At 68.3% G+C, this 19,059-nt stretch carries 19 protein-coding genes; 8 read left to right on the top strand and 11 right to left on the bottom strand.

The features are described 5' to 3' along the window. The first annotated feature begins 26 nt into the window (after window positions 1-26). The 6 genes from ndk (at window position 27) to proB (ending at window position 7,126) form a co-directional block, all read left to right on the top strand. Window positions 27-437 (top strand): nucleoside-diphosphate kinase, encoded by a 411-nt coding sequence (ndk, locus tag G6N37_RS11180; RefSeq protein WP_163679951.1) that lies wholly within the window; start codon window positions 27-29, stop codon window positions 435-437. Between the two features lie 328 nt (window positions 438-765). After that, window positions 766-3,627, top strand: a complete 2,862-nt coding sequence (locus G6N37_RS11175; RefSeq protein ID WP_163679948.1) for an Rne/Rng family ribonuclease — start codon at window positions 766-768, stop codon at window positions 3,625-3,627. Between the two features lie 200 nt (window positions 3,628-3,827). After that, window positions 3,828-4,139: a 50S ribosomal protein L21 gene (rplU, locus tag G6N37_RS11170; protein ID WP_007169506.1), complete on the top strand. Its 312-nt coding sequence runs from the start codon at window positions 3,828-3,830 to the stop codon at window positions 4,137-4,139. Window positions 4,140-4,154: 15 nt separating this feature from the next. Further along, window positions 4,155-4,409, top strand: coding sequence for a 50S ribosomal protein L27 (gene rpmA / locus G6N37_RS11165; RefSeq protein ID WP_046186480.1), 255 nt, complete (start codon window positions 4,155-4,157; stop codon window positions 4,407-4,409). Window positions 4,410-4,509: 100 nt separating this feature from the next. Beyond that, the gene (gene obgE, locus G6N37_RS11160; protein ID WP_163679945.1) at window positions 4,510-5,952 is read left to right on the top strand and encodes a GTPase ObgE; all 1,443 of its coding nucleotides are present in this window, start codon (window positions 4,510-4,512) and stop codon (window positions 5,950-5,952) included. Between the two features lie 70 nt (window positions 5,953-6,022). Next, the gene (proB, locus tag G6N37_RS11155) at window positions 6,023-7,126 is read left to right on the top strand and encodes a glutamate 5-kinase (RefSeq protein WP_276066135.1); all 1,104 of its coding nucleotides are present in this window, start codon (window positions 6,023-6,025) and stop codon (window positions 7,124-7,126) included. A gap of 5 nt (window positions 7,127-7,131) precedes the next feature. Here the strand turns inward: proB and G6N37_RS11150 are convergent, their stop codons facing one another. From G6N37_RS11150 to G6N37_RS11140, 3 genes are all read right to left on the bottom strand, one after another. After that, window positions 7,132-7,551: a DUF5313 domain-containing protein gene (locus tag G6N37_RS11150; protein WP_163679942.1), complete on the bottom strand. Its 420-nt coding sequence runs from the start codon at window positions 7,549-7,551 to the stop codon at window positions 7,132-7,134. A 24-nt stretch (window positions 7,552-7,575) separates the two neighbouring features. Beyond that, a complete protein-coding gene (locus G6N37_RS11145; RefSeq protein WP_163679940.1) occupies window positions 7,576-8,067 on the bottom strand; it encodes a MarR family winged helix-turn-helix transcriptional regulator in 492 nt (163 codons plus the stop codon). Window positions 8,068-8,139: 72 nt separating this feature from the next. Further along, the gene (locus G6N37_RS11140; RefSeq protein ID WP_163679937.1) at window positions 8,140-8,790 is read right to left on the bottom strand and encodes a TetR/AcrR family transcriptional regulator; all 651 of its coding nucleotides are present in this window, start codon (window positions 8,788-8,790) and stop codon (window positions 8,140-8,142) included. Window positions 8,791-8,892: 102 nt separating this feature from the next. Here G6N37_RS11140 and G6N37_RS11135 point away from each other — a divergent pair, with 102 nt between their 5' ends. Continuing rightward, window positions 8,893-10,170, top strand: a complete 1,278-nt coding sequence (locus tag G6N37_RS11135; protein ID WP_163679934.1) for a cytochrome P450 — start codon at window positions 8,893-8,895, stop codon at window positions 10,168-10,170. Here the strand turns inward: G6N37_RS11135 and G6N37_RS11130 are convergent. After that, window positions 10,167-11,015 (bottom strand): SIR2 family NAD-dependent protein deacylase, encoded by an 849-nt coding sequence (locus tag G6N37_RS11130; protein WP_163679932.1) that lies wholly within the window; start codon window positions 11,013-11,015, stop codon window positions 10,167-10,169. The genes G6N37_RS11135 and G6N37_RS11130 overlap by 4 nt on opposite strands. 98 nt (window positions 11,016-11,113) lie before the next feature. Beyond that, window positions 11,114-11,653 (bottom strand): cysteine hydrolase family protein, encoded by a 540-nt coding sequence (locus tag G6N37_RS11125; protein ID WP_163679928.1) that lies wholly within the window; start codon window positions 11,651-11,653, stop codon window positions 11,114-11,116. A 59-nt stretch (window positions 11,654-11,712) separates the two neighbouring features. On the opposite strand from G6N37_RS11125, the gene G6N37_RS11120 reads away from it, so the two are divergent. Then, complete coding sequence (locus G6N37_RS11120; RefSeq protein WP_163679925.1) at window positions 11,713-13,755, top strand: NAD(+) synthase; 2,043 nt, start codon at window positions 11,713-11,715, stop codon at window positions 13,753-13,755. A 51-nt stretch (window positions 13,756-13,806) separates the two neighbouring features. Here the strand turns inward: G6N37_RS11120 and G6N37_RS11115 are convergent, their stop codons facing one another. The 6 genes from G6N37_RS11115 to G6N37_RS11090 form a co-directional block, all read right to left on the bottom strand. After that, window positions 13,807-14,214 carry a hypothetical protein gene (locus G6N37_RS11115; protein ID WP_163679911.1) on the bottom strand — a complete coding sequence of 136 codons (408 nt, stop codon included), beginning with the start codon at window positions 14,212-14,214 and terminating at the stop codon, window positions 13,807-13,809. Between the two features lie 127 nt (window positions 14,215-14,341). Continuing rightward, entirely contained in the window at window positions 14,342-14,890 is a 549-nt protein-coding gene (locus tag G6N37_RS11110) for a YbhB/YbcL family Raf kinase inhibitor-like protein (RefSeq protein WP_232075421.1), read from the bottom strand. Further along, window positions 14,887-15,447 carry a LeuD/DmdB family oxidoreductase small subunit gene (locus G6N37_RS11105; RefSeq protein ID WP_163679908.1) on the bottom strand — a complete coding sequence of 187 codons (561 nt, stop codon included), beginning with the start codon at window positions 15,445-15,447 and terminating at the stop codon, window positions 14,887-14,889. The genes G6N37_RS11110 and G6N37_RS11105 overlap by 4 nt, the downstream gene beginning before the upstream one ends. Then, window positions 15,444-16,691 carry a 3-isopropylmalate dehydratase large subunit gene (locus tag G6N37_RS11100; protein ID WP_163679904.1) on the bottom strand — a complete coding sequence of 416 codons (1,248 nt, stop codon included), beginning with the start codon at window positions 16,689-16,691 and terminating at the stop codon, window positions 15,444-15,446. The genes G6N37_RS11105 and G6N37_RS11100 overlap by 4 nt, the downstream gene beginning before the upstream one ends. After that, on the bottom strand, window positions 16,682-17,566 hold the full coding sequence (locus G6N37_RS11095; protein ID WP_163679900.1) for an isocitrate lyase/PEP mutase family protein: 885 nt from the start codon (window positions 17,564-17,566) through the stop codon (window positions 16,682-16,684). The genes G6N37_RS11100 and G6N37_RS11095 overlap by 10 nt, the downstream gene beginning before the upstream one ends. A gap of 10 nt (window positions 17,567-17,576) precedes the next feature. Beyond that, window positions 17,577-18,998 carry an MmgE/PrpD family protein gene (locus tag G6N37_RS11090; protein WP_163679898.1) on the bottom strand — a complete coding sequence of 474 codons (1,422 nt, stop codon included), beginning with the start codon at window positions 18,996-18,998 and terminating at the stop codon, window positions 17,577-17,579. Between the last annotated feature and the right edge of the window lie 61 nt (window positions 18,999-19,059).

Below are 19,059 nucleotides of genomic sequence, written 5' to 3'. Positions count from 1 at the left end.
CCGCCCGGTTATGTACGCTGTGCGCCGTGACCGAACGGACCCTGGTACTGATCAAGCCGGACGGCGTCGAGCGGCGGCTGGTAGGGGAAATCATCAGCCGCATCGAGCGGAAGGGCCTGACCATCGCGGCGCTGGAGCTGCGGCGGGTCAGCGAGAACCTGGCCGCCGAGCATTACGCCGAGCACGAAGGCAAGCCGTTCTTCGGATCGCTGCTGGAATTCATCACGTCGGGGCCGGTGGTGGCGGCGATCGTCGAGGGGCCGCGGGCGATCGCCGCGTTTCGCCAGCTCGCGGGCGGCACCGACCCGGTGGACAAGGCCACACCCGGCACGATTCGGGGCGATTTCGGGCTGGAGACCCAGTTCAACCTGGTGCACGGGTCGGATTCGACCGACTCCGCCAAGCGTGAAATCGCGCTCTGGTTTCCCGACGCGTAGCGGCCCAGCAAACCGGCTGCGCCACGCCGCTGACGGCGGGTTGGCTCAGGGGCGGGTGGGCACGCCGAGTGATGTGGGATACTGACGGAGGGTGAACGTCGCCGGACCGGTGTCGGACACCCGAATGAAGACTTAGACAAGCGCGATCATCGCCACCCCGCGTTGGTGCGCGGCATGTCAGGCCGTCATTCAGCACGGCGCCGAGTGTGTTCCCCGCGAACCGCTCGGGGCGAGACCATCACAAGCCCGGGGAAAGTTGTCCGGGCCCATAGCGAAGCCCTCGCGTGGCCGCGTCGCAAGGACGCGCCCGGGGGCTTGAGGAGAATACGTGGTAGACGGTGCACCATCCGCAGAGTCATCCGAAGAGCCGACCCGGCACGACGAACTGCCGGACCGCCTGAGAGTTCATTCGCTGGCACGGACGCTGGGAACCACCAGTAAGCGGGTGCTGGACGCGCTGAGCGCGCTCGACGGGCGGATACGCAGCGCGCACTCCACCGTCGATCGCGACGACGCGGTCCGGGTACGCGACCTGCTGGCCGCCCAGCCCGACGCGGGCGCCGAGGACGGCGGTGTCAGCAGCGGAGACGACGAAGCCGCCGCGGAACCCGAATCCCGGTTGATGCTGGCGGCCCCGGAGAGCGCCGCCGAGCGGCCGCACTACATGCCGCTGTTCGTCGCGCCGCAGCCATTAGCGGACGAGGACGACGGGACCGCCGACGACGGCGCCGACTCCGAGGAGTCCGACGATTCCGACGAAGACGAAGACGACGACCAGGCCGATCGCCCGGCGAACCGGCGGCGGCGCCGGGGCCGGCGCGGCCGTGGCCGCGGCCGCGGTGAGCAGGGCGGGCCCGACAACCAGAACGACGCCGGTGACGAGGACGAGCCGCAACAGCGGCGCCAGAAGGCGAGCCGCGGCGACTCCTCCGACGCCGAGGACGGCGACGACGACGAGGGCTCCGACTATTCGGATTCCGACGACTCCGACAACGGCGACGACGGCTCGGCGGAGGGCGGCAGCCGCCGCCGCCGCAGGCGCCGGCGGCGCAAGTCGGGCTCGGGTGACGACAGTGACGAAAGCCCTTCGCCCGACGATCCGCCCAACACCGTCGTGCACGAGCGGCCGCCACGCAGCGGCAAGAACGGCGGCGATGGCGGGAACGGCTCGTCGAACGCCGAGATCAAGGGCATCGACGGTTCCACCCGGCTGGAGGCCAAGCGCCAGCGCCGCCGCGACGGGCGCGACGCGGGACGGCGCCGCCCGCCGGTTCTGAGTGAGGCGGAGTTCCTGGCCCGCCGCGAGGCCGTCGAACGGATCATGGTCGTGCGCGACAGGGTCCGCACCGAGCCGCCGCATCAGGGGGCGCGCTACACCCAGATCGCGGTGCTCGAGGACGGCATCGTCGTCGAGCACTTCGTGACGTCCGCCGCTTCCGCCTCGTTGGTGGGCAACATCTACCTCGGGATCGTCCAGAACGTCCTGCCCTCGATGGAGGCGGCGTTCGTCGACATCGGGCGCGGCCGCAACGGCGTGCTCTACGCCGGCGAGGTCAACTGGGAAGCCGCGGGCCTGGGCGGGTCCGACCGCAAGATCGAACAGGCGCTCAAACCGGGCGACTACGTCGTGGTCCAGGTCAGCAAGGACCCGGTCGGGCACAAGGGTGCCCGGCTGACCACCCAGGTGTCGCTCGCCGGCCGGTACCTGGTGTACGTGCCGGGCGCGTCGTCGACCGGGATCAGCCGCAAGCTGCCCGACACCGAACGGCAGCGGCTCAAGGAGATCCTGCGCGAGGTGGTGCCGTCGGATGCCGGGGTGATCATCCGCACCGCGTCCGAGGGCGTCAAAGAGGACGACATCCGCAACGACGTCACCCGGCTGCAGGAGCGCTGGAAGCAGATCGAGGCCAAGGCGACCGAGATCACGGAAAAGGCCGCCGGTGCCGCGGTCGCGCTCTACGAAGAGCCCGACGTGCTGGTCAAGGTCATCCGCGACCTGTTCAACGAGGACTTCGCCGGCCTCATCGTCTCCGGCGACGAAGCGTGGACGACGATCACCGAGTACGTGAATTCCGTTGCGCCCGATCTGGTTTCGAAGCTGAGCAAGTACGAGCCGCCCGCCGGCCCGGACGGTCAGGCCGGCCCCGACGTCTTCGCGGTGCATCGCATCGACGAGCAACTCGCCAAGGCGATGGAACGCAAGGTGTGGCTGCCCTCCGGCGGCACGCTGGTGATCGACCGGACCGAGGCCATGACCGTGGTCGACGTCAACACCGGCAAGTTCACCGGGTCGGGCGGCAACCTCGAACAGACCGTCACCAAGAACAACCTCGAGGCCGCCGAGGAGATCGTGCGCCAGCTGCGGCTGCGCGACATCGGCGGAATCGTGGTCATCGACTTCATCGACATGGTCCTCGAGTCCAACCGCGACTTGGTGTTGCGGCGGCTGACCGAGGCGCTGGCCCGCGACCGCACCCGCCACCAAGTGTCCGAGGTGACGTCGCTGGGCCTGGTCCAGCTGACCCGCAAGCGGCTGGGTACCGGGCTGGTCGAGGCCTTCTCGTCGTCGTGCACGCATTGCGGCGGCCGCGGGATCGTGCTGCACACCGACCCGGTGGACTCGGCCCCGTCGAACGGGCGCAAGTCCGAGTCCGGTGGTCGCCGCGGCAGGCGCTCCAAAAAGAACCGAGCCGAAGAGCCGGTGGTGGCCAAGGTGCCGGCGCACGCTCCCGGTGAGCACCCGATGTTCAAGGCGATGGCCGCCGGGGGATCGGCCGCCCGCGATGACGAGGAATCCGACGAGTCCGCCGAGGAAGCGGCCAACGAATTCGACGAGCAGAATTCACTTGGCGCGGCCGACTCGGAGGATGCCGACCAGGAGGACTACGACGAGTCCGACGACGACACCGATGACGAGTCCGACGACGACACCGATGACGAGTCCGACGACGACACCGATGACGACACCGATGACGATCTCGACGACGACGAGGACCTCGACGACGAGGAAGACCTCGGCGACGACGACGAAGACCTCGAGATGGACGACGACGACGACCTGGACGTCGAGGATGACTCCGAGTCCGACGAGGGGCCGGAGGGGTCCCTCGACGCGGGATCGGGATTCGGACGTCCGCGGCGCCGCCGCGCGGCGGGCCGGCCGGCAGGCCCGCCGATCCACGTCGACTGACCTGGCCCGGTTTGACCCTGTAGCCGCTGGTCAAGTACCCTAGGACAGTTGTCGCCAGGCCGTTTGAACTTTGGCCGGCGACAGCGGGGCACCCGGGCGATCGGCGCGGGCCCGCAACCCAGACCACACGCGCACCGCCGGTGGCTCGCGCGCGAAGAGCCGAAGAACGGCTGAGCAGAGGAAAGAAGGCAGGAGCAACGATGGCGACCTACGCAATCGTCAAGACGGGCGGCAAGCAGTACAAGGTCGCCGTCGGGGACGTGGTCAAGGTCGAGAAGCTCGACTCCGACCCGGGTGCGAACGTGTCGCTGCCCGTCACCCTGGTCGTGGATGGCGCGAAGGTGACCACCGACGCGGCCGCGCTGGCCAAGGTGGCGGTGACGGGCGAGGTGCTCGAGCACACCAAGGGCCCCAAGATTCGCATCCACAAGTTCAGGAACAAGACCGGCTACCACAAGCGTCAGGGGCACCGTCAGCAGCTGACGGTCCTGAAGGTCACCGGGATCAAGTAGCAGGAGGCGACAAGAATGGCACACAAGAAGGGCGCTTCCAGCTCGCGCAACGGTCGCGATTCCGCTGCTCAGCGGCTGGGGGTAAAGCGATTCGGCGGCCAGATCGTCAAGGCCGGCGAGATCATCGTCCGCCAGCGCGGCACCAAGTTCCACCCCGGTCTGAACGTCGGGCGTGGCGGTGACGACACGCTGTTCGCCAAGGCCGCCGGAGCCGTCGAGTTCGGCATCAAGCGCGGGCGCAAAACCGTCAGCATCACGCCCCAGGTCTAGGCCTCGCGAGCCGGGGGCACCGCCCCCGTGCGGGGAAACGCCGCGGCGGCTTCGCGAGGTATTTTCGCCCTGGCGTGACTTTCGAAGGGCTGGTATCTCGATGCCTCGATTCGTCGATCGGGTCGTCATCCACGCGCGCGCGGGCTCCGGCGGTAACGGCTGCGCGTCGGTCCACCGCGAGAAGTTCAAGCCGCTGGGCGGTCCGGACGGCGGCAACGGTGGCCGCGGCGGCAGCGTCGTGTTCGTCGTCGACCCGCAGGTGCAGACCCTGCTGGACTTCCACTTCCACCCGCACGTCACCGCGCCGTCGGGCAAACAGGGCATGGGCAGCAACCGCGACGGTGCCGCCGGCACCGATCTGGAGGTCAAAGTCCCCGACGGCACCGTCGTACTGGACGAAAACGGCCGGTTGCTGGCCGATCTGGTGGGCGCGGGCACCCGCTTCGAGGCGGCGGCCGGTGGCCGCGGCGGCCTGGGCAACGCGGCGCTCGCGTCGCGCGCCCGCAAGGCCCCCGGCTTCGCGCTGCTCGGCGAGCCCGGTGAGGCGCGGGACCTGACGCTGGAGCTCAAGACCGTCGCCGACGTCGGTCTCATCGGGTTTCCCTCGGCCGGGAAATCGTCACTGGTGTCGGCGATCTCGGCGGCCAAACCGAAGATCGCGGACTACCCGTTCACCACGCTGGTGCCCAATCTCGGCGTGGTGTCGGCGGGCGAGCACACGTTCACCGCCGCCGACGTGCCGGGCCTGATTCCCGGTGCGTCACAGGGCCGCGGTCTCGGCCTTGACTTCCTGCGGCACATCGAGCGCTGCGCGGTGCTGGTGCACGTCGTCGACTGCGCCACCTCGGAGCCGGGCCGCGACCCGATCTCCGACATCGACGCGCTGGAAGCCGAACTCGCCGCGTATACGCCCACCCTGCAGGGCGATTCGACGCTGGGCGACCTCGCCGAGCGGCCACGGGCGGTGGTGCTCAACAAGATCGACGTGCCCGAGGCGCGGGAGCTCGCCGAATTCGTCCGCGACGAGGTCGCCGAGCGCGGCTGGCCCGTCTTCCTGGTGTCGACGGTGTCGCGAGAAGGTTTGCAGCCGTTGGTTTTCGGGCTCTGGCGGATGATCGCGGAATACAACGCCGCGCGCCCGCAGATCGTGCCGCGGCGGCCGGTGATCCGTCCCGTCCCCGTCGACGACAGCGGTTTCACCGTGGAACCGGATGGCGAGGGCGGCTTCGTGGTCACCGGTGCCCGGCCCCAGCGGTGGGTCCGGCAGACCAACTTCGACAACGATGAAGCCGTGGGCTATCTCGCCGATCGGCTGGCCCGGCTGGGCGTCGAGGAGGAACTGTTGCGACTCGGCGCGAAACCCGGGTGCGCCGTGACCATCGGCGACATGACATTCGACTGGGAGCCGCAAACGCCCGCGGGCCAACACGTCGCGATGTCCGGGAGAGGCACCGACGTGCGGCTGGAGCGCAGTGAACGCACCGGGGCCGCGGAGCGCAAGGCGGCCCGCCGTCAGCGGCGCGAACGCGGTGACGAGTCGTGACCGCCGGCGACGATGCAGCGGGGCACCGCCCGCTCGCGGGGGACGAAGCGATGAGGAGAAGCGGCGCATCATGACCGCGCACCGAGAGGCCGTCCGGACCGCGCGCAGCCTGGTGGTCAAGGTCGGGACCAACGCGCTGACCACAGCGTCCGGCGTCTTCGACGCCGGTCGGCTGGCCGGGCTGGCCGACGCCATCGAGTCACGTATGAAGGCGGGCACCGACGTCGTCATCGTCTCGTCGGGTGCCATCGCCGCCGGCATCGAACCGCTCGGATTGACCCGCCGCCCCAAGGATTTGGCGACCAAGCAGGCCGCGGCCAGCGTCGGGCAGGTCGCGCTGGTCAACGCGTGGAGCGCGGCGTTCGCCCGGTACGGGCGCACGGTCGGGCAGGTGCTGCTGACCGCGCACGACATCTCCATGCGGGCCCAGCACACGAACGCCCAGCGCACGCTGGACCGGCTGCGGGCCCTGCACGCGGTGGCGATCGTCAACGAGAACGACACGGTGGCCACCAACGAGATTCGGTTCGGCGACAACGATCGGCTGTCGGCGCTGGTGGCGCACCTCGTCGGCGCCGAAGCCCTGGTGCTGCTCTCCGATATCGACGGCCTGTACGACGCCGATCCACGAAAGATCAAGGGCGCCAATTTTATTGCTGAGGTATCGGGCGCGACGGATCTGGCCGGTGTGGTCGCCGGCCCCGGCAGCGACCTGGGGACCGGCGGGATGGTATCGAAGATGTCCTCGGCGTTGCTGGCCGCCGACGCCGGGGTGCCGGTGCTGCTCGCCGCCGCGGCCGACGCCGCGACAGCGCTGAGCGACGCCTCGGTCGGCACGGTATTCGCCGCACGGCCACAACGGATGTCGGCCCGGCGATTCTGGGTGCGCTATGCCGCCGAGGCGGCCGGTGCGCTGACCCTGGACGAGGGCGCGGTGCGCGCGGTACTGGGCCAGCGCCGCTCGCTGCTGGCCGCCGGTATCACCGGCGTGTCGGGCCGGTTCTATGCGGGCGACGTCGTCGAATTGCGCGGCCCGGACGCGGTCATGGTGGCTCGCGGCGTGGTGGCCTACGACGCCACCGAACTGGCCACCATGATCGGCCGGTCGACCTCCCAGCTGCCCGGTGAGCTACGCCGGCCCGCGGTGCACGCCGACGACCTGGTGGCGGTGTAAGCCGGCTAGGTGAACGGGTTGCTGTTGTCCTGCCACGCCGCCGTTTCCGGGCGCGGGCCGAAACGGCGCGCGTAGTCCTCGTGCATCTTCGCTTGTTTCTTGTTCTTGATCACGTCGACCAGGTTCGGGTCGAGGCCGTGCTGCGCCAGCCGGTGTCGGCGCCAGACCTTGTTCAACGCAAGCGAGATCAGCAGCGCCCAGATGTAGAGCGGCACCGTCATCTCGGTATGCACGTACAGCGAGGCGGGCAGCAACCAGAAGGGCGCGAGAACGAACAGCGGCGGTATGGCCCACCGGATCATGTGCCGGCGCACGGCTCCCTTGCCCGCCAGATCGTGGGCGACCCAGTCGCGCATCGAGCTGGGCAGGCATCGACCGTAGGAGTAGGCGATGTGTTGCCAGATGTTGGGTTTGGTGCGGGTCATGGTGGCTCCTATGGGCGGGCGGTTTCAGGACTGCAATGCGCCCGCTGCCAAGGCGGCCGCGTTGATGCGGGTGAGCACCTGGTGCAGGTGCTGAAGTTCGTCCATGCCGACGCCCAGACGCGCGACGACGGCGGGCGGAATCTTCTGCGCACGCCGACGCAAGGCGGTGCCGCTGTCGGTGAGTCTGACGTCGGTGGAGCGCTCATCGATCGCGCTTCGCGTACGGGTGATCAGGCCGAGCCCCTCGAGGCGCTTGAGCATCGGTGACAGGGTGGCCGAATCCATCTGCAACGTGGCCGCAATCTCCTTTACCGACAGAGGTTTTCGCTGTCCCGCCGCTGACTTCTGGTGATCCCAGAGTGTCAGCATCACCAGATACTGAGGGTGGGTCAGGCCCAGCGGCTCCAGTAGCGGCCGGTAGACCGCCAGGACGGCGCGGTTGGTCACGCTCAGCGCGAAACAGACCTGCTGTTCGAGGGAGAGCGGGTCGTGCTGCTGCGTGGCCGGCGATGCCATACTCGCATGGTACGCTAATAGTTAGGGTATTAACTATGTTGTTCTCGTCACAGCGGTCGAGCTCACCGGGCGTCATCGCGCCGAGGCCGACTTGAGATACAGTGCGCCCCAGACTATTTCGGCCAGTGTGGCCCCCAGCTCCGCGTCGTAGTCGATCGGCTTCACCGGGAGGTTCTGCTGGCACGCGCGCTCGACCATCCAGGTCAGCGCGCTGGCGGTGGTGGCCGCGGGCAACCCCGGCCGAATCGAGCCGTCGGCCTGGCCTTCCTCGATGACCCGGGTCATCCGTCCGGTGACCGCCGTCAGCAGGTTGCGGTAGGTCGCCGCGACCAGCGGGTCATAGCCGGCCATCTCGTTGAGTGCGACCAGCACCGGTTGGTGTCGCCGGTAGCTCGCGATGATGCCGTCCATCGCCGCGCGGACGTCTTCGGGATCGTGCCGCGACGACACGCTCCACCAGCGGTCCGCGCTGTCGGCGAGGTCGGCGAACACCTGATTGGCCAGGCGGCGCAGCAGGTGGCCCTTGTCCTCGAAATAGACGTAGAAACTCGCGCGGGAGATGCCGGCCTCGGTCGACAGCCGGTCCACGCTGAGTTCGGTGAAGCTGGCGCCGCCGCGCATCAGGCGCTCGGTGGCGTCCAGCAGCCGGCGCTCGATCTGCTCTCGTCGCTGCTGACGTTCCTGTTCCCGGTTGGCCTGCGGCTTCCGGGTGACCGATGGCATTCACCCAGCATAGAACCCGTTTGACAACTTGACTAGACATACTGTCTAGGCATAATGTCGCTGGCAGTCTGTGACCGAGGTCATACCCAACGGAGGATCACCATGACCGTGATGACCGGGATGTCGGGCACCGGGAAGCCCGGCCGCGCCTACGACCCGATCGACCTGTCCTCGCGCGCGTTTTGGTCGACGACCGCGGCGGACCGGGAGCGCTCATTCGCTGTGCTGCGGGCCGAGCGGCCGGTGAGCTGGCACCCACCGGTGGAGGACGCCCTGATGCCCGATCCCGACGACCCCGGGTATTGGGCGGTCACCCGGCGCGCGGACATCGTCGCGGTCAGCCGCAACAACGAGGCGTTCCTGTCCGGCCTGGGCGTGATGTTCGAGAACATCCCGGTGGAGTTGCTCGAAGCGTCGCAGTCGTTCCTGGCGATGGACCCGCCGCGACACACCAAGTTGCGCAAGCTGGTCAGCGCCGCGTTCACGCCGCGGCAGATCCGCCGCATCGAGGACTCGATCCAGGCGAACGCCAGGGCCATCGTCGAAGAACTCCAGTGCGCCGGCAGCGGCGCCGATTTCGTCGACCACTGCGCCAAGCAACTGCCGATCCGCACGTTGTCGGACATGGTGGGAATCCCGGAATCGGAGCGGGAGCGGGTGGCACATGCCGCCGACGCGCTGGTGTCCTGGGCCGACCCGGTCTACCTCGACGGTCGTCACCCGATGGAGGTCCTGGTCGAAAACCAGGTGTATCTGCACCAGATCGCCGGGAGGCTGGCGGCCGAACGCCGCGAGCATCCGGGCGACGACCTGTTCAGCGGCCTGGTGAACGCCGAGGTGGACGGCGACCGGCTGACCGACGCGGAGGTGTCCGCCTTCTTCGTCCTGCTTTCGGTGGCCGCCAACGACACCACCCGTCAGACCACCAGTCACGCCATGAAGGCGCTCACCGACTTTCCCGACCAGCGGGCCTGGCTCGCAGCGGATTTCGACAACCGGATCGGTACCGCCGTCGAGGAGTTCATCCGATGGGCGTCGCCCGTCATGACCTTTCGCCGGACCGCCGCAACCGACTGTGAACTAGCCGGCCAGAGCATCCGGGCGGGCGAGAAGGTCGTGATGTTCTATCCGTCCGGAAACTGGGACACCGACGTTTTCGACCACCCGGAGCGGTTGGATCTGAGCCGCAGCCCCAACCCGCACGTCGGTTTCGGCGGTGGCGGAGTGCACTTCTGCCTCGGCGCGCATGTCGCCCGGGCGCAGCTGCGGGCCATCTTCGGCGAGCTGCTGCGCCAGCTGCCGGACATCCAGGCGGGCGATCCCGCCTATGTGGCGGGCAATTTCGTGCACGCCATCCGCAGCATGCCGTGCACGTTCTAACGCGTTGCTATCGGCGATAACTCGTCGGCCAGCAGGGTCAGCAGCTCGGAGCAGCCGCCGTCGACCTTGACGGTGGCCAGGTCGTCCCCGCGGGTCCGGCCCCGGTTGATGATGGCGACCGGCCTGCCCAGCGCGGCGGCGTGACGCACGAACCGGTAGCCGGAGAACACCGTCAGCGACGAGCCGGCGACCAGCAGCGCTTCGGCTTCGCTCACGAGTGAATATGCTTGGTCGACAATGTGTTTGGCGACGTTTTCGCCGAAGTAGACGATGTCCGGCTTGAGCATGCCGCCGCAGTGCGGACAGTCGAGATACCTGAACGAGGTGGTATCGGCGACGACCGCGTCGGCGTCGGGTGCCACCGCGAGACCGCCCACCGCTTCGGCGCGCTCGACGAATCCCGGGTTGAGCGCCTCCAGCTGTTCGGCCAGCGCGGCGCGGCTCATGGTGTATCCGCAGCGCAGGCAGACGACCTGCGCGTAGGTGCCGTGCAGGTTGACGACGTTTAGGCTGCCGGCCTTGCTGTGCAGCAGGTCGACGTTCTGGGTGATCACCCCGGTCACCACCGAAGCGCGCTCGAGCGCGGCCAGCGCGCGGTGCCCGGCGTTGGGCAGGGTGTCGTCCATGTGTCGCCAGCCGACGTGGTTGCGCGCCCAGTAGCGCTGCCGGAACACCGGGTCCGAGGTGAACTGGCGGATCGTCATGGGATTGCTGGGCGGTGCATCGGGCCCGCGGTAGTCGGGAATGCCGGAGTCGGTGGACAGGCCGGCGCCCGTCAGCACCGCGATCCGGCGACCGGCGAGCAGCGCGACCAGTTCGGGCGATTCTGCGCAGGGGGTGGTCACGTGATCGAGGGTACGGGTCCCGCGGCCCCGCAGGAGCGTGCGTGTTCGGGCACCGACACGCAGGCGGGGCGGGCATTTCGCGCACGCGGCGCCAGTCGCTAGCCGAGGCACTCCGCGGCCGTGGTGACCTCGGCCGACATGTTGGTCTCCATCATCTTCAGCGCCGCGGCGCCGAGTTCGGGGTCGATGTGGGCGACGGCGTCGGTCGGAATCACCACGGGGAAGTGGCGCACGTAGGCGTCGAGTGCGGTGTAGAGGATGCACTGCTCGGTGACCTGCCCGGTGATGATCAGTCGCTTGGTCTCCAGACGGTTGAGCAGATACGCCAGCGCGGTCGCGTAAAAGGCGCTGTGCCGCACCTTGGTCATCACGCGGCAGTCCCCGGCCGGCACGATCGGCTTGACCAGATCGGGCCGCGCCCCATCGAGGGCTGACCCGACGATGTCGGAGAACTGGGCGGCGAAGTCGCCGTAGTTGTCGTTGACGTACACGAGGTCGATGTCGTCGGATTCGCGCGCGCGCCGCACCAAATCGGCCAGCGGGTCGATGATCTTGCCGACATTGGGTATTAGTTCTTCAGCATCGGGATGCTCATAGGTGTTCATCATGTCGACCACGACCACGGCGGTATCGCTCATGATGGAGGGGATACCCGGCGGCACCGGGTTGACACAGGCCAGGCGACAATGGAAGGGCGATGGACTTTTACAACGCTTACAGCCAGGGCTTCGTCCGGGTCGCTGCCTGCACGCATCACACCGCGCTCGCCGATCCGGCGGCCAACGCGGAGTCGGTCCTCCGGCTGGCGCGCGCCTGCCACGACGACGGCGTCGCGGTGGCCGTCTTCCCCGAGCTGACGCTGTCCGGGTACTCCATCGAGGACATCGTCATGCAGGACCTGTTGCTCGACGACGTCAAAACCGCCGTAGAGAGCATCGTCGCCGCCTCCACCGATCTGCTGCCGGTCCTCGTTGTGGGTGCCCCGCTGCGCTATCGGCATCGCATCTACAACACCGCGGTGGTCATCCACCGTGGCGCGGTGCTGGGGGTGGTGCCGAAGTCGTATCTGCCCACCTACCGGGAGTTCTACGAGGGCCGTCAGATCGCGGCGGGGGACGACGAGCGCGGCACCATCCGGATCTGCGACGCCGACGTCCCGTTCGGTCCGGACCTGCTGTTCGGCGCGTCGGACGTGCCCGACTTCGTGCTGCACGTGGAAATCTGCGAGGACATGTTCGTGCCGATCCCGCCCAGTGCGGAGGCCGCGCTGGCGGGGGCGACGGTGCTGGCGAACCTTTCCGGCAGCCCCATCACGATCGGTCGCGCCGAGGACCGCTGCCTGTTGGCCCGCTCGGCATCGGCGCGGTGCCTGGCCGCCTACGTCTACGCCGCCGCGGGCGAGGGGGAGTCGACCACCGACCTGGCCTGGGACGGGCAAACCATGGTGTGGGAGAACGGCGAGCTGCTGGCCTCCTCCGAACGCTTCCCGAAAGGGGAACGACGCAGCGTCGCCGACGTGGACATCGACCTGTTGCGCTCGGAACGGTTGCGGATGGGGACATTCGACGACAACCGGCGCCATCACCGCGGGTCGGCCGAATCGTTCCGGCGCATCGACTTCCGGTTGGACCCGCCCAGTGGTGACATCGGATTGCGCCGCGACGTGGAGCGGTTCCCGTTCGTCCCCGCGAACCGCGAACGCCTGGAACAGGATTGCTACGAGGCCTACAACATCCAGGTGTCCGGGCTCGAGCAGCGGCTGCGGGCATTGAACTACCCGAAGATCGTCATCGGCGTCTCCGGCGGGCTGGATTCGACGCACGCGCTGATCGTTGCGGCGCGCGCGATGGACCGCGAAGAACGGCCGCGCAGCGACATTTTGGCGTTCACGCTACCCGGCTTCGCGACGGGGGATCGCACCAAACGCAACGCCATCGAGCTGTGCCGCGCACTCGGGGTCACCTTCTCCGAAATCGACATCACCGAGACCGCAATGGTGATGTTCAAGGAGATCGACCACCCGTTCGGGCGCGGGGAAAAGGTCTACGACGTCACCTTCGAGAACGTGCAGGCGGGCCTGCGCACCGATTACCTGTTCCGGTTGGCCAACCAGCGCGGCGGCATCGTGCTCGGCACCGGTGACCTTTCTGAGCTGGGGCTGGGCTGGTCCACGTATGGGGTGGGCGACCAGATGTCGCACTACAACGTCAACGGCGGTGTCCCCAAGACGCTGATTCAGCATCTGATCCGCTGGGTCATCTCGTCGGGACAGTTCGAGTCCGACGTCACCGACGTGCTGCAGTCGGTGCTGGACACCGAGATCACCCCGGAACTCGTCCCGAGCGGCGAAGAAGAGGAGTTGCAGAGCAGCGAGGCCAAGGTGGGTCCGTATGCCCTGCAAGACTTTTCGCTTTTCCATGTGCTGCGCTACGGGTTCCGGCCGTCGAAGATCGCGTTCTTGGCCTGGCATGCGTGGAGCGACCCGGAGCAGGGTAACTGGCCGCCGGGGTTCCCCGATGAAAAGCGACCGACATATTCGCTGAAGGAGATTCGGCACTGGCTCGGCATCTTCGTGCAGCGGTTCTACTCGTTCAGCCAATTCAAACGCTCTGCGTTGCCGAACGGCCCCAAGGTCTCGCACGGCGGCGCGCTGTCGCCCCGCGGCGATTGGCGGGCGCCGTCGGACATGTCCGCGCGCATCTGGCTCGACGAGATCGAGCGCCAGATCCCCGAGGAATAGCGCGCCGAAGGACCCGCCCGCGGTGGCGCGGGGCGGGCCCACAGCGTCCGCTCACGCCCTCGCGCGGCGCCAGCCCTGGTATTGCAGTTCGGCGAACACCAGCGTGTAGGCGCCGGCCGCCAGGTTCAACGCGACGCCGGCGGTAGTCAACGGGAAGACGCCTTCGAGCACCAGCACGACGGCGGCCACCGTGTACGCCAAGTTGGCGACGATGACGCCCATGCCGGCGCGGCGTACCGAGGGCAGGGCCGCGAGCCCGAACACGACCACGCCGTAGCCGATCAAGAACGCGGCCATGGCGTACTCGAAGGTCTTCGTGGTCCCCGAAAGCTCGGCGAGTTCTCCGGCCAGCGGGATACCGGCCAGGCCGACCACGCCGCTGATGGCGGCGTCGGCGCGCATGGCCAGGCGGAGCAGGCCGTCCCGGGTGCCCGTGCGGTCAATCGTGGTCGCGGACATGATGTTCCTTTCTCGATGGCTGACTGCGATCGCCACCGACGCTGCCCGCACACCGCTGCCAGATCGACGCCAGACGCTGCCAACCGCTGCCAACCGCAGGTCAGGTGGGTCGCGGTGACACGCCGGGTCAGCGTTCGTAGGTTCCGGTCAGCACACCGCGGGCCAGGACGTGGCCCCTCATCGCGGCCAGCAACGCCTTGGCCGTGGTGATGTGGTCGGGGACGGCGTGCTCGATCGCGAACACATGGAATCGGTAGTGGTGCGGCCCGTGGCCGGGGATCGGGCGCGGCCCGGCGTAGCCGCGATGGCCGAGATCGGCTCGCAGGCAGCGTATGCCTGGCGCGCCCGGCCGCAACCCGCCGGCGTCGAGGCCGTCCAGCGTTGGTTCGATCACCGCGACGGTGTGCAGCAGTGGGCGGGGGAGCGGGACGTCGACGTCGTCGATGATGAGCACCGCCTGTCGGGTCCTTGGCGGCAGCGCGGTCCACCGCAAGGGCGGCGAGACGTTGTCCCCCACGCCCTGGCCGGCGCTGGAAGTCGGCATGCCGCCCCCGTCGGTGAAGGCGGTGCTGCTGACGCTGATGGACGCGGGCGCATCGAACGCCCTATGGGCAAGGGGACTTCGGTGCGCGCCGGCGCGGACACCACGCAGAAGCCTGCCCAGCGGTGTCATCATGCGCCGCTGCCCGCGCCGCGAATCGCGACGGTGGGCGACCGTAACAGGTCGCCCAATTCGCCGGGTAGATAACCCTGCTGGGCCAACCGTGGCAGCACGCCGCCGCTTTCGATGATGTCGAGGATGAGCCCGGGGAGTTCGGGGACGGTTCCGGACGCACCCGTGGTGTCGTTACGCCAGGTGCCGGCGGTCAGGTCGAACGTCCCCGTGTCCCCTTCGTGGAAGACGGTGGTGGCATGGGGCAGGGTCATCGCCGGCAGGCCGGCGTTGACGGCGTTGCGGAAGAACAACGAGTTGAATTCCTCGGCGACCAGTCCCGCGACGCCGAGCTCGACGAAGAGGGCCGCGACGGGCCGTGACGATCCGAGCCCGAAGTTTCTGCCGGCCACGACGATGTCACCTGGGGACACCTGGTCGGTCCAACCCGGGCGGACCTCGTAGAAGATGTGCTTGGCCGCCTCCGACGGATCCATCTTCATGGCGAAGGCCGGGTACATGGCGTCGGTGTTCAGGTTGTCTCCGAACACCCAGACCCTTCCGCCGAACACCACGGTCATGCCGTCACACTCCTCGGGTCGGTGATGTAGCCGGTGATTGCCGACGCGGCAACGGTTGCCGGTGACGCCATGAAAATCTCCGCCTCGGTGCTGCCCATGCGGCCGGTGAAGTTGCGGGTGCTCGAGGTGATGCACACCTCCCCGGGACCGACCACCCCCATGTGGTAGCCGAAACAGGCGCCGCAGGTGGAGTTGGTGATGACCGCACCCGCGTCCGCCAGGTCCTGCAGGTACCCCAGCCGCATGGCATCCCGGTAAACCGCTTGCGAGGCGGGCGTGACGAGCAACCGCACGCCTCTAGCGACGGACTTGCCGCGCACCACCCGTGCGGCGATCTCGAGGTCCTCGAGCTGTCCATTCGCACACGAGCCGATGAATGCCTGGTCGACCTTGCGGCGGTCCAGCTGGGAGACGGGCAGCCCGTTGCGGCTGACCGTTCCCGGCCGCGCCACGTAAGGCTCCAGCGTTGCCAAGTCGACATGGCGGATCTCCTGGTATGCGGCATCGGAATCGGGTGTGACGGCGCCGTATCCGGTGACGCCGCGCTCGCGCAGAAACGACGCCAGCATGTCGTCGGGCTCGAACGTGGCGAAGTCGGCGGAAACCTCGGCGCACTGGGTCGCGATGGTGCGCCGGTCGTGCATCGGAAGACCGGCCAGGCCGGTGCCGCCGAATTCCAGGTTCAAATTCGGCGCATCGCCGTACTCGTTGGCGATGTGCAGAAAGATGTCCTTCCCGCTGACGGTCTGTGGTTTGACGCCATCGAGCTCGTACCGGATCGTGGGCGCGACCTGGAACCACGTCGTGCCGGTGCACATGATCGAGTAGATCTCCGCGGGTCCCAGGCCCCGGGCGGCGGTGTTGTAAGCGCCCGCGGCACAGGTGTGAGAGTCGGTGCAGGCCAGGACTTCTCCAGGCCGTGCCAGTCCATTCTCGGCGATCACCTGGTGACAGATGCCGTGCCTGCCGACGTCGTAGAACCGCTCGATGCCGAAGTCGGCGACGAATTTGCGGGCCTGCGGACCCGCGGCGGCGTCTTTGATGGTCGGTGCGGGAACGGCGTGGTCCATGACGACGGCCAGTTTGTCGGGGTCGTGGATCCGGTTCGGCGAAATCCACATCGTGGCGAACTGCAGATCGATGAGCACGGTCATGTCGACGTCGACCACGACCGTGTCACCCGCCGACACCGCATCCCGACCGGCCTTGCGGGCGAAGATCTTCTCGATGATGGTCATGCCCATGACGGGTCCTTCCGGGCGTATCGGACGTCGCGATCCAGCCATTCGGCCATCCCCACCAAGTTGAAGAAATCGCCGGGCGTGGTGGGCAGGTGGCCGGCGATGTCGGTGCCGTTCAATTCGCAAAGGCTCTGCAGCATGCCGAAGGTCGCCTGCGCCAGCAGGTTGCCCGGATGAATCGCGATGGCGTAGCCCAACTCCTGCAGCCGCCCCGCCGATTGCAGCGGCGTCAAGCCGCCGAGCACCAGGTTGATCAACAGGGGGGCTTCCACTTCGCGGGCGATGCGCTCGATCTCGCCGGCGTCCTGCGGCGCCTCGACGAAGATGATGTCGGCGCCCGCCCGTGCGTACCGGTTGGCCCGTTCGATGGCAGCTTCAAGGCCGAGGGGCGCCCGTGCGTCGGTGCGGGCCACCACCAGCAGGGCGTCGTCGGAGCGGGCGTCGAGCGCCGCGGCCAGGGTCTGTTCGAAGACCGCGGCGTCGACCACCTGTTTGTCGGGCAGGTGGCCGCACCGTTTCGGAAAGACCTGATCCTCCAACTGAATCGCGGCCGCCCCCGCCGCGTCGTAGGAGCGAACGGTGCGCACCACATTGATGGGTGCGCCATAGCCGGTGTCGGCATCGGCGATCAATGGGATGTCGCCCAACGCGTCGGTGATCATCGCGACCCGGCCGGCCATCTCGGTCGCGGTGACCAGCCCGATGTCGGGTAGGCCGAAACCGGAGGCCGCCACGCCGGCACCGGTCAGGTACGCCGCGGCGTGGCCCGTGCGTTTCGTCAGGTGCGCTGATATGCCGTCGAAAACGCCTGGCGCGACGACGAGTTCACGGGTCTTGAGCAAGTCCTTCAGCCGTTGACGGGCCGGGGTGGTAGGCATGGCTCTCCTTTCAGTCCAGGGCGCCCGCGACCGGGGCCGCGAGCAGGTCCATCAGTTGCCCGATGTCATCGAGGTCGTCGAGATCGACCACCAGCCGCTCGATCGCTTCAGCTCGCGCGCGGCTGGTGACCCGGTCGGCGAGTGAGTGGAACTTGTCGACGAGTTCGTCGTTGGTGACCGGATCGTTGGGTGCGCCGTGCGGCAGCGCCACGCGGGCGTGGTGGACGGCGCCGTCACGGGTGGTGACCACGACGTCGGTGCGGAACCTTTCGGCGATGTCGGCGTGGGCGAGTGATTCGTCGAGGTGCACCGTCGTCGCGGCGATGAGCGACCAGATGTCGTCGGAGTCCAGGCGTGCCGGCGTGAACTGCTCGGGCAGCACGTTTCCGTCGAGCAGCGCCGCGGCGGTCGCGTACCCGATGTTCATCTGAGCACCGATCGGGGTGAGCGGTCGCTGCGGCCGCCACCAGCCGTGCCGGTAGACGGTCTCGCCGACCGTGATGTCGATCGACGAGATGTCCTGGGGCGCAGTCGAATCACGCAGCCTGCGGGCGGCGTCGATCGCCGCGTGTAATCCACCCATCGCGGCGTAGGACTTGACCATGATGATGGTGGTCTCCCACCGTCGGCCGAGTTCGCCGGTCAGCAGGGCCGCGTCGGGATGGTGGCCCTCGCCGAAAACGCTCAGAAACCCGCCGTATTCACGCTCGAACACCCGCTTGATGCCGGTGTATCCGGCCGCCGCCAGTCCGGCCGCGTAGAAGCCGTTGCGCGCCGCGAAACCGTGGTGCATGCGCTTGCTCATGGCTTCGTACTGGGCGGCCATCAGCCCCGCCGACTGTGTACCGGCCAGCCCGAGGGCGTCCTCCAACTGCGCCGGGGACAGTCCGCGCAGCTTCCCGGAGGCCATTGCCGCGGCGTGGGTGCCGAAAACGGATCCCGAGTGCCAGCCTCGGTCGAGCATCTGGGTGCCGTGCAGCGTGTGGCCGACGCGCGGGCCCACCTCGAAGCCGGCGACCGCGGCCAGCAGGAGGTCGGGGCCCGTCGAGGGTTGCGGCCGCGTGCACACCGTCGACAGCAGCGCCGGAATCAGCAGCGAGCAGCTGTGCAGTGGGGCGAGGGGATGGAAGTCGTCGAGCTCGAAGCCCTGGATGAACGTGCCGTTGAGTATCGCCGCCGCGGGCGCCGCGGCCGTGCGTCCGGTGCCGATGACGACGGCGTCGCCGGGGCCTTCCAAGGCGAGGACGGCGTCGGTTGCGACGCGTGACCACGGTAGTTGCGCCCCGACGAGCGCGCAGCCGATGCCGTCCAGCAAGAGGTGCTTCGCGCGGTCGAGGACGGCTTGTGGGATGTCGTCGAGCGTGAGGTCGGCGACCCAGGTGGCAAGGCGTCCGGTCGGCCCGGCCGGGTCGGTGGCGGCCGGCACGTTCATCGGATCTCCCTGGAAGCCGAAGGGATAAGTTGTTATATACATATAACAACCTATCGAGCTG

The sequence above is a fragment of the Mycobacterium seoulense genome, from assembly GCF_010731595.1.
Lineage (GTDB): Bacteria > Actinomycetota > Actinomycetes > Mycobacteriales > Mycobacteriaceae > Mycobacterium > Mycobacterium seoulense.
Note: the sequence above shows the minus strand (reverse complement) of the source record. Positions and strands in the feature narration are given on the sequence as shown.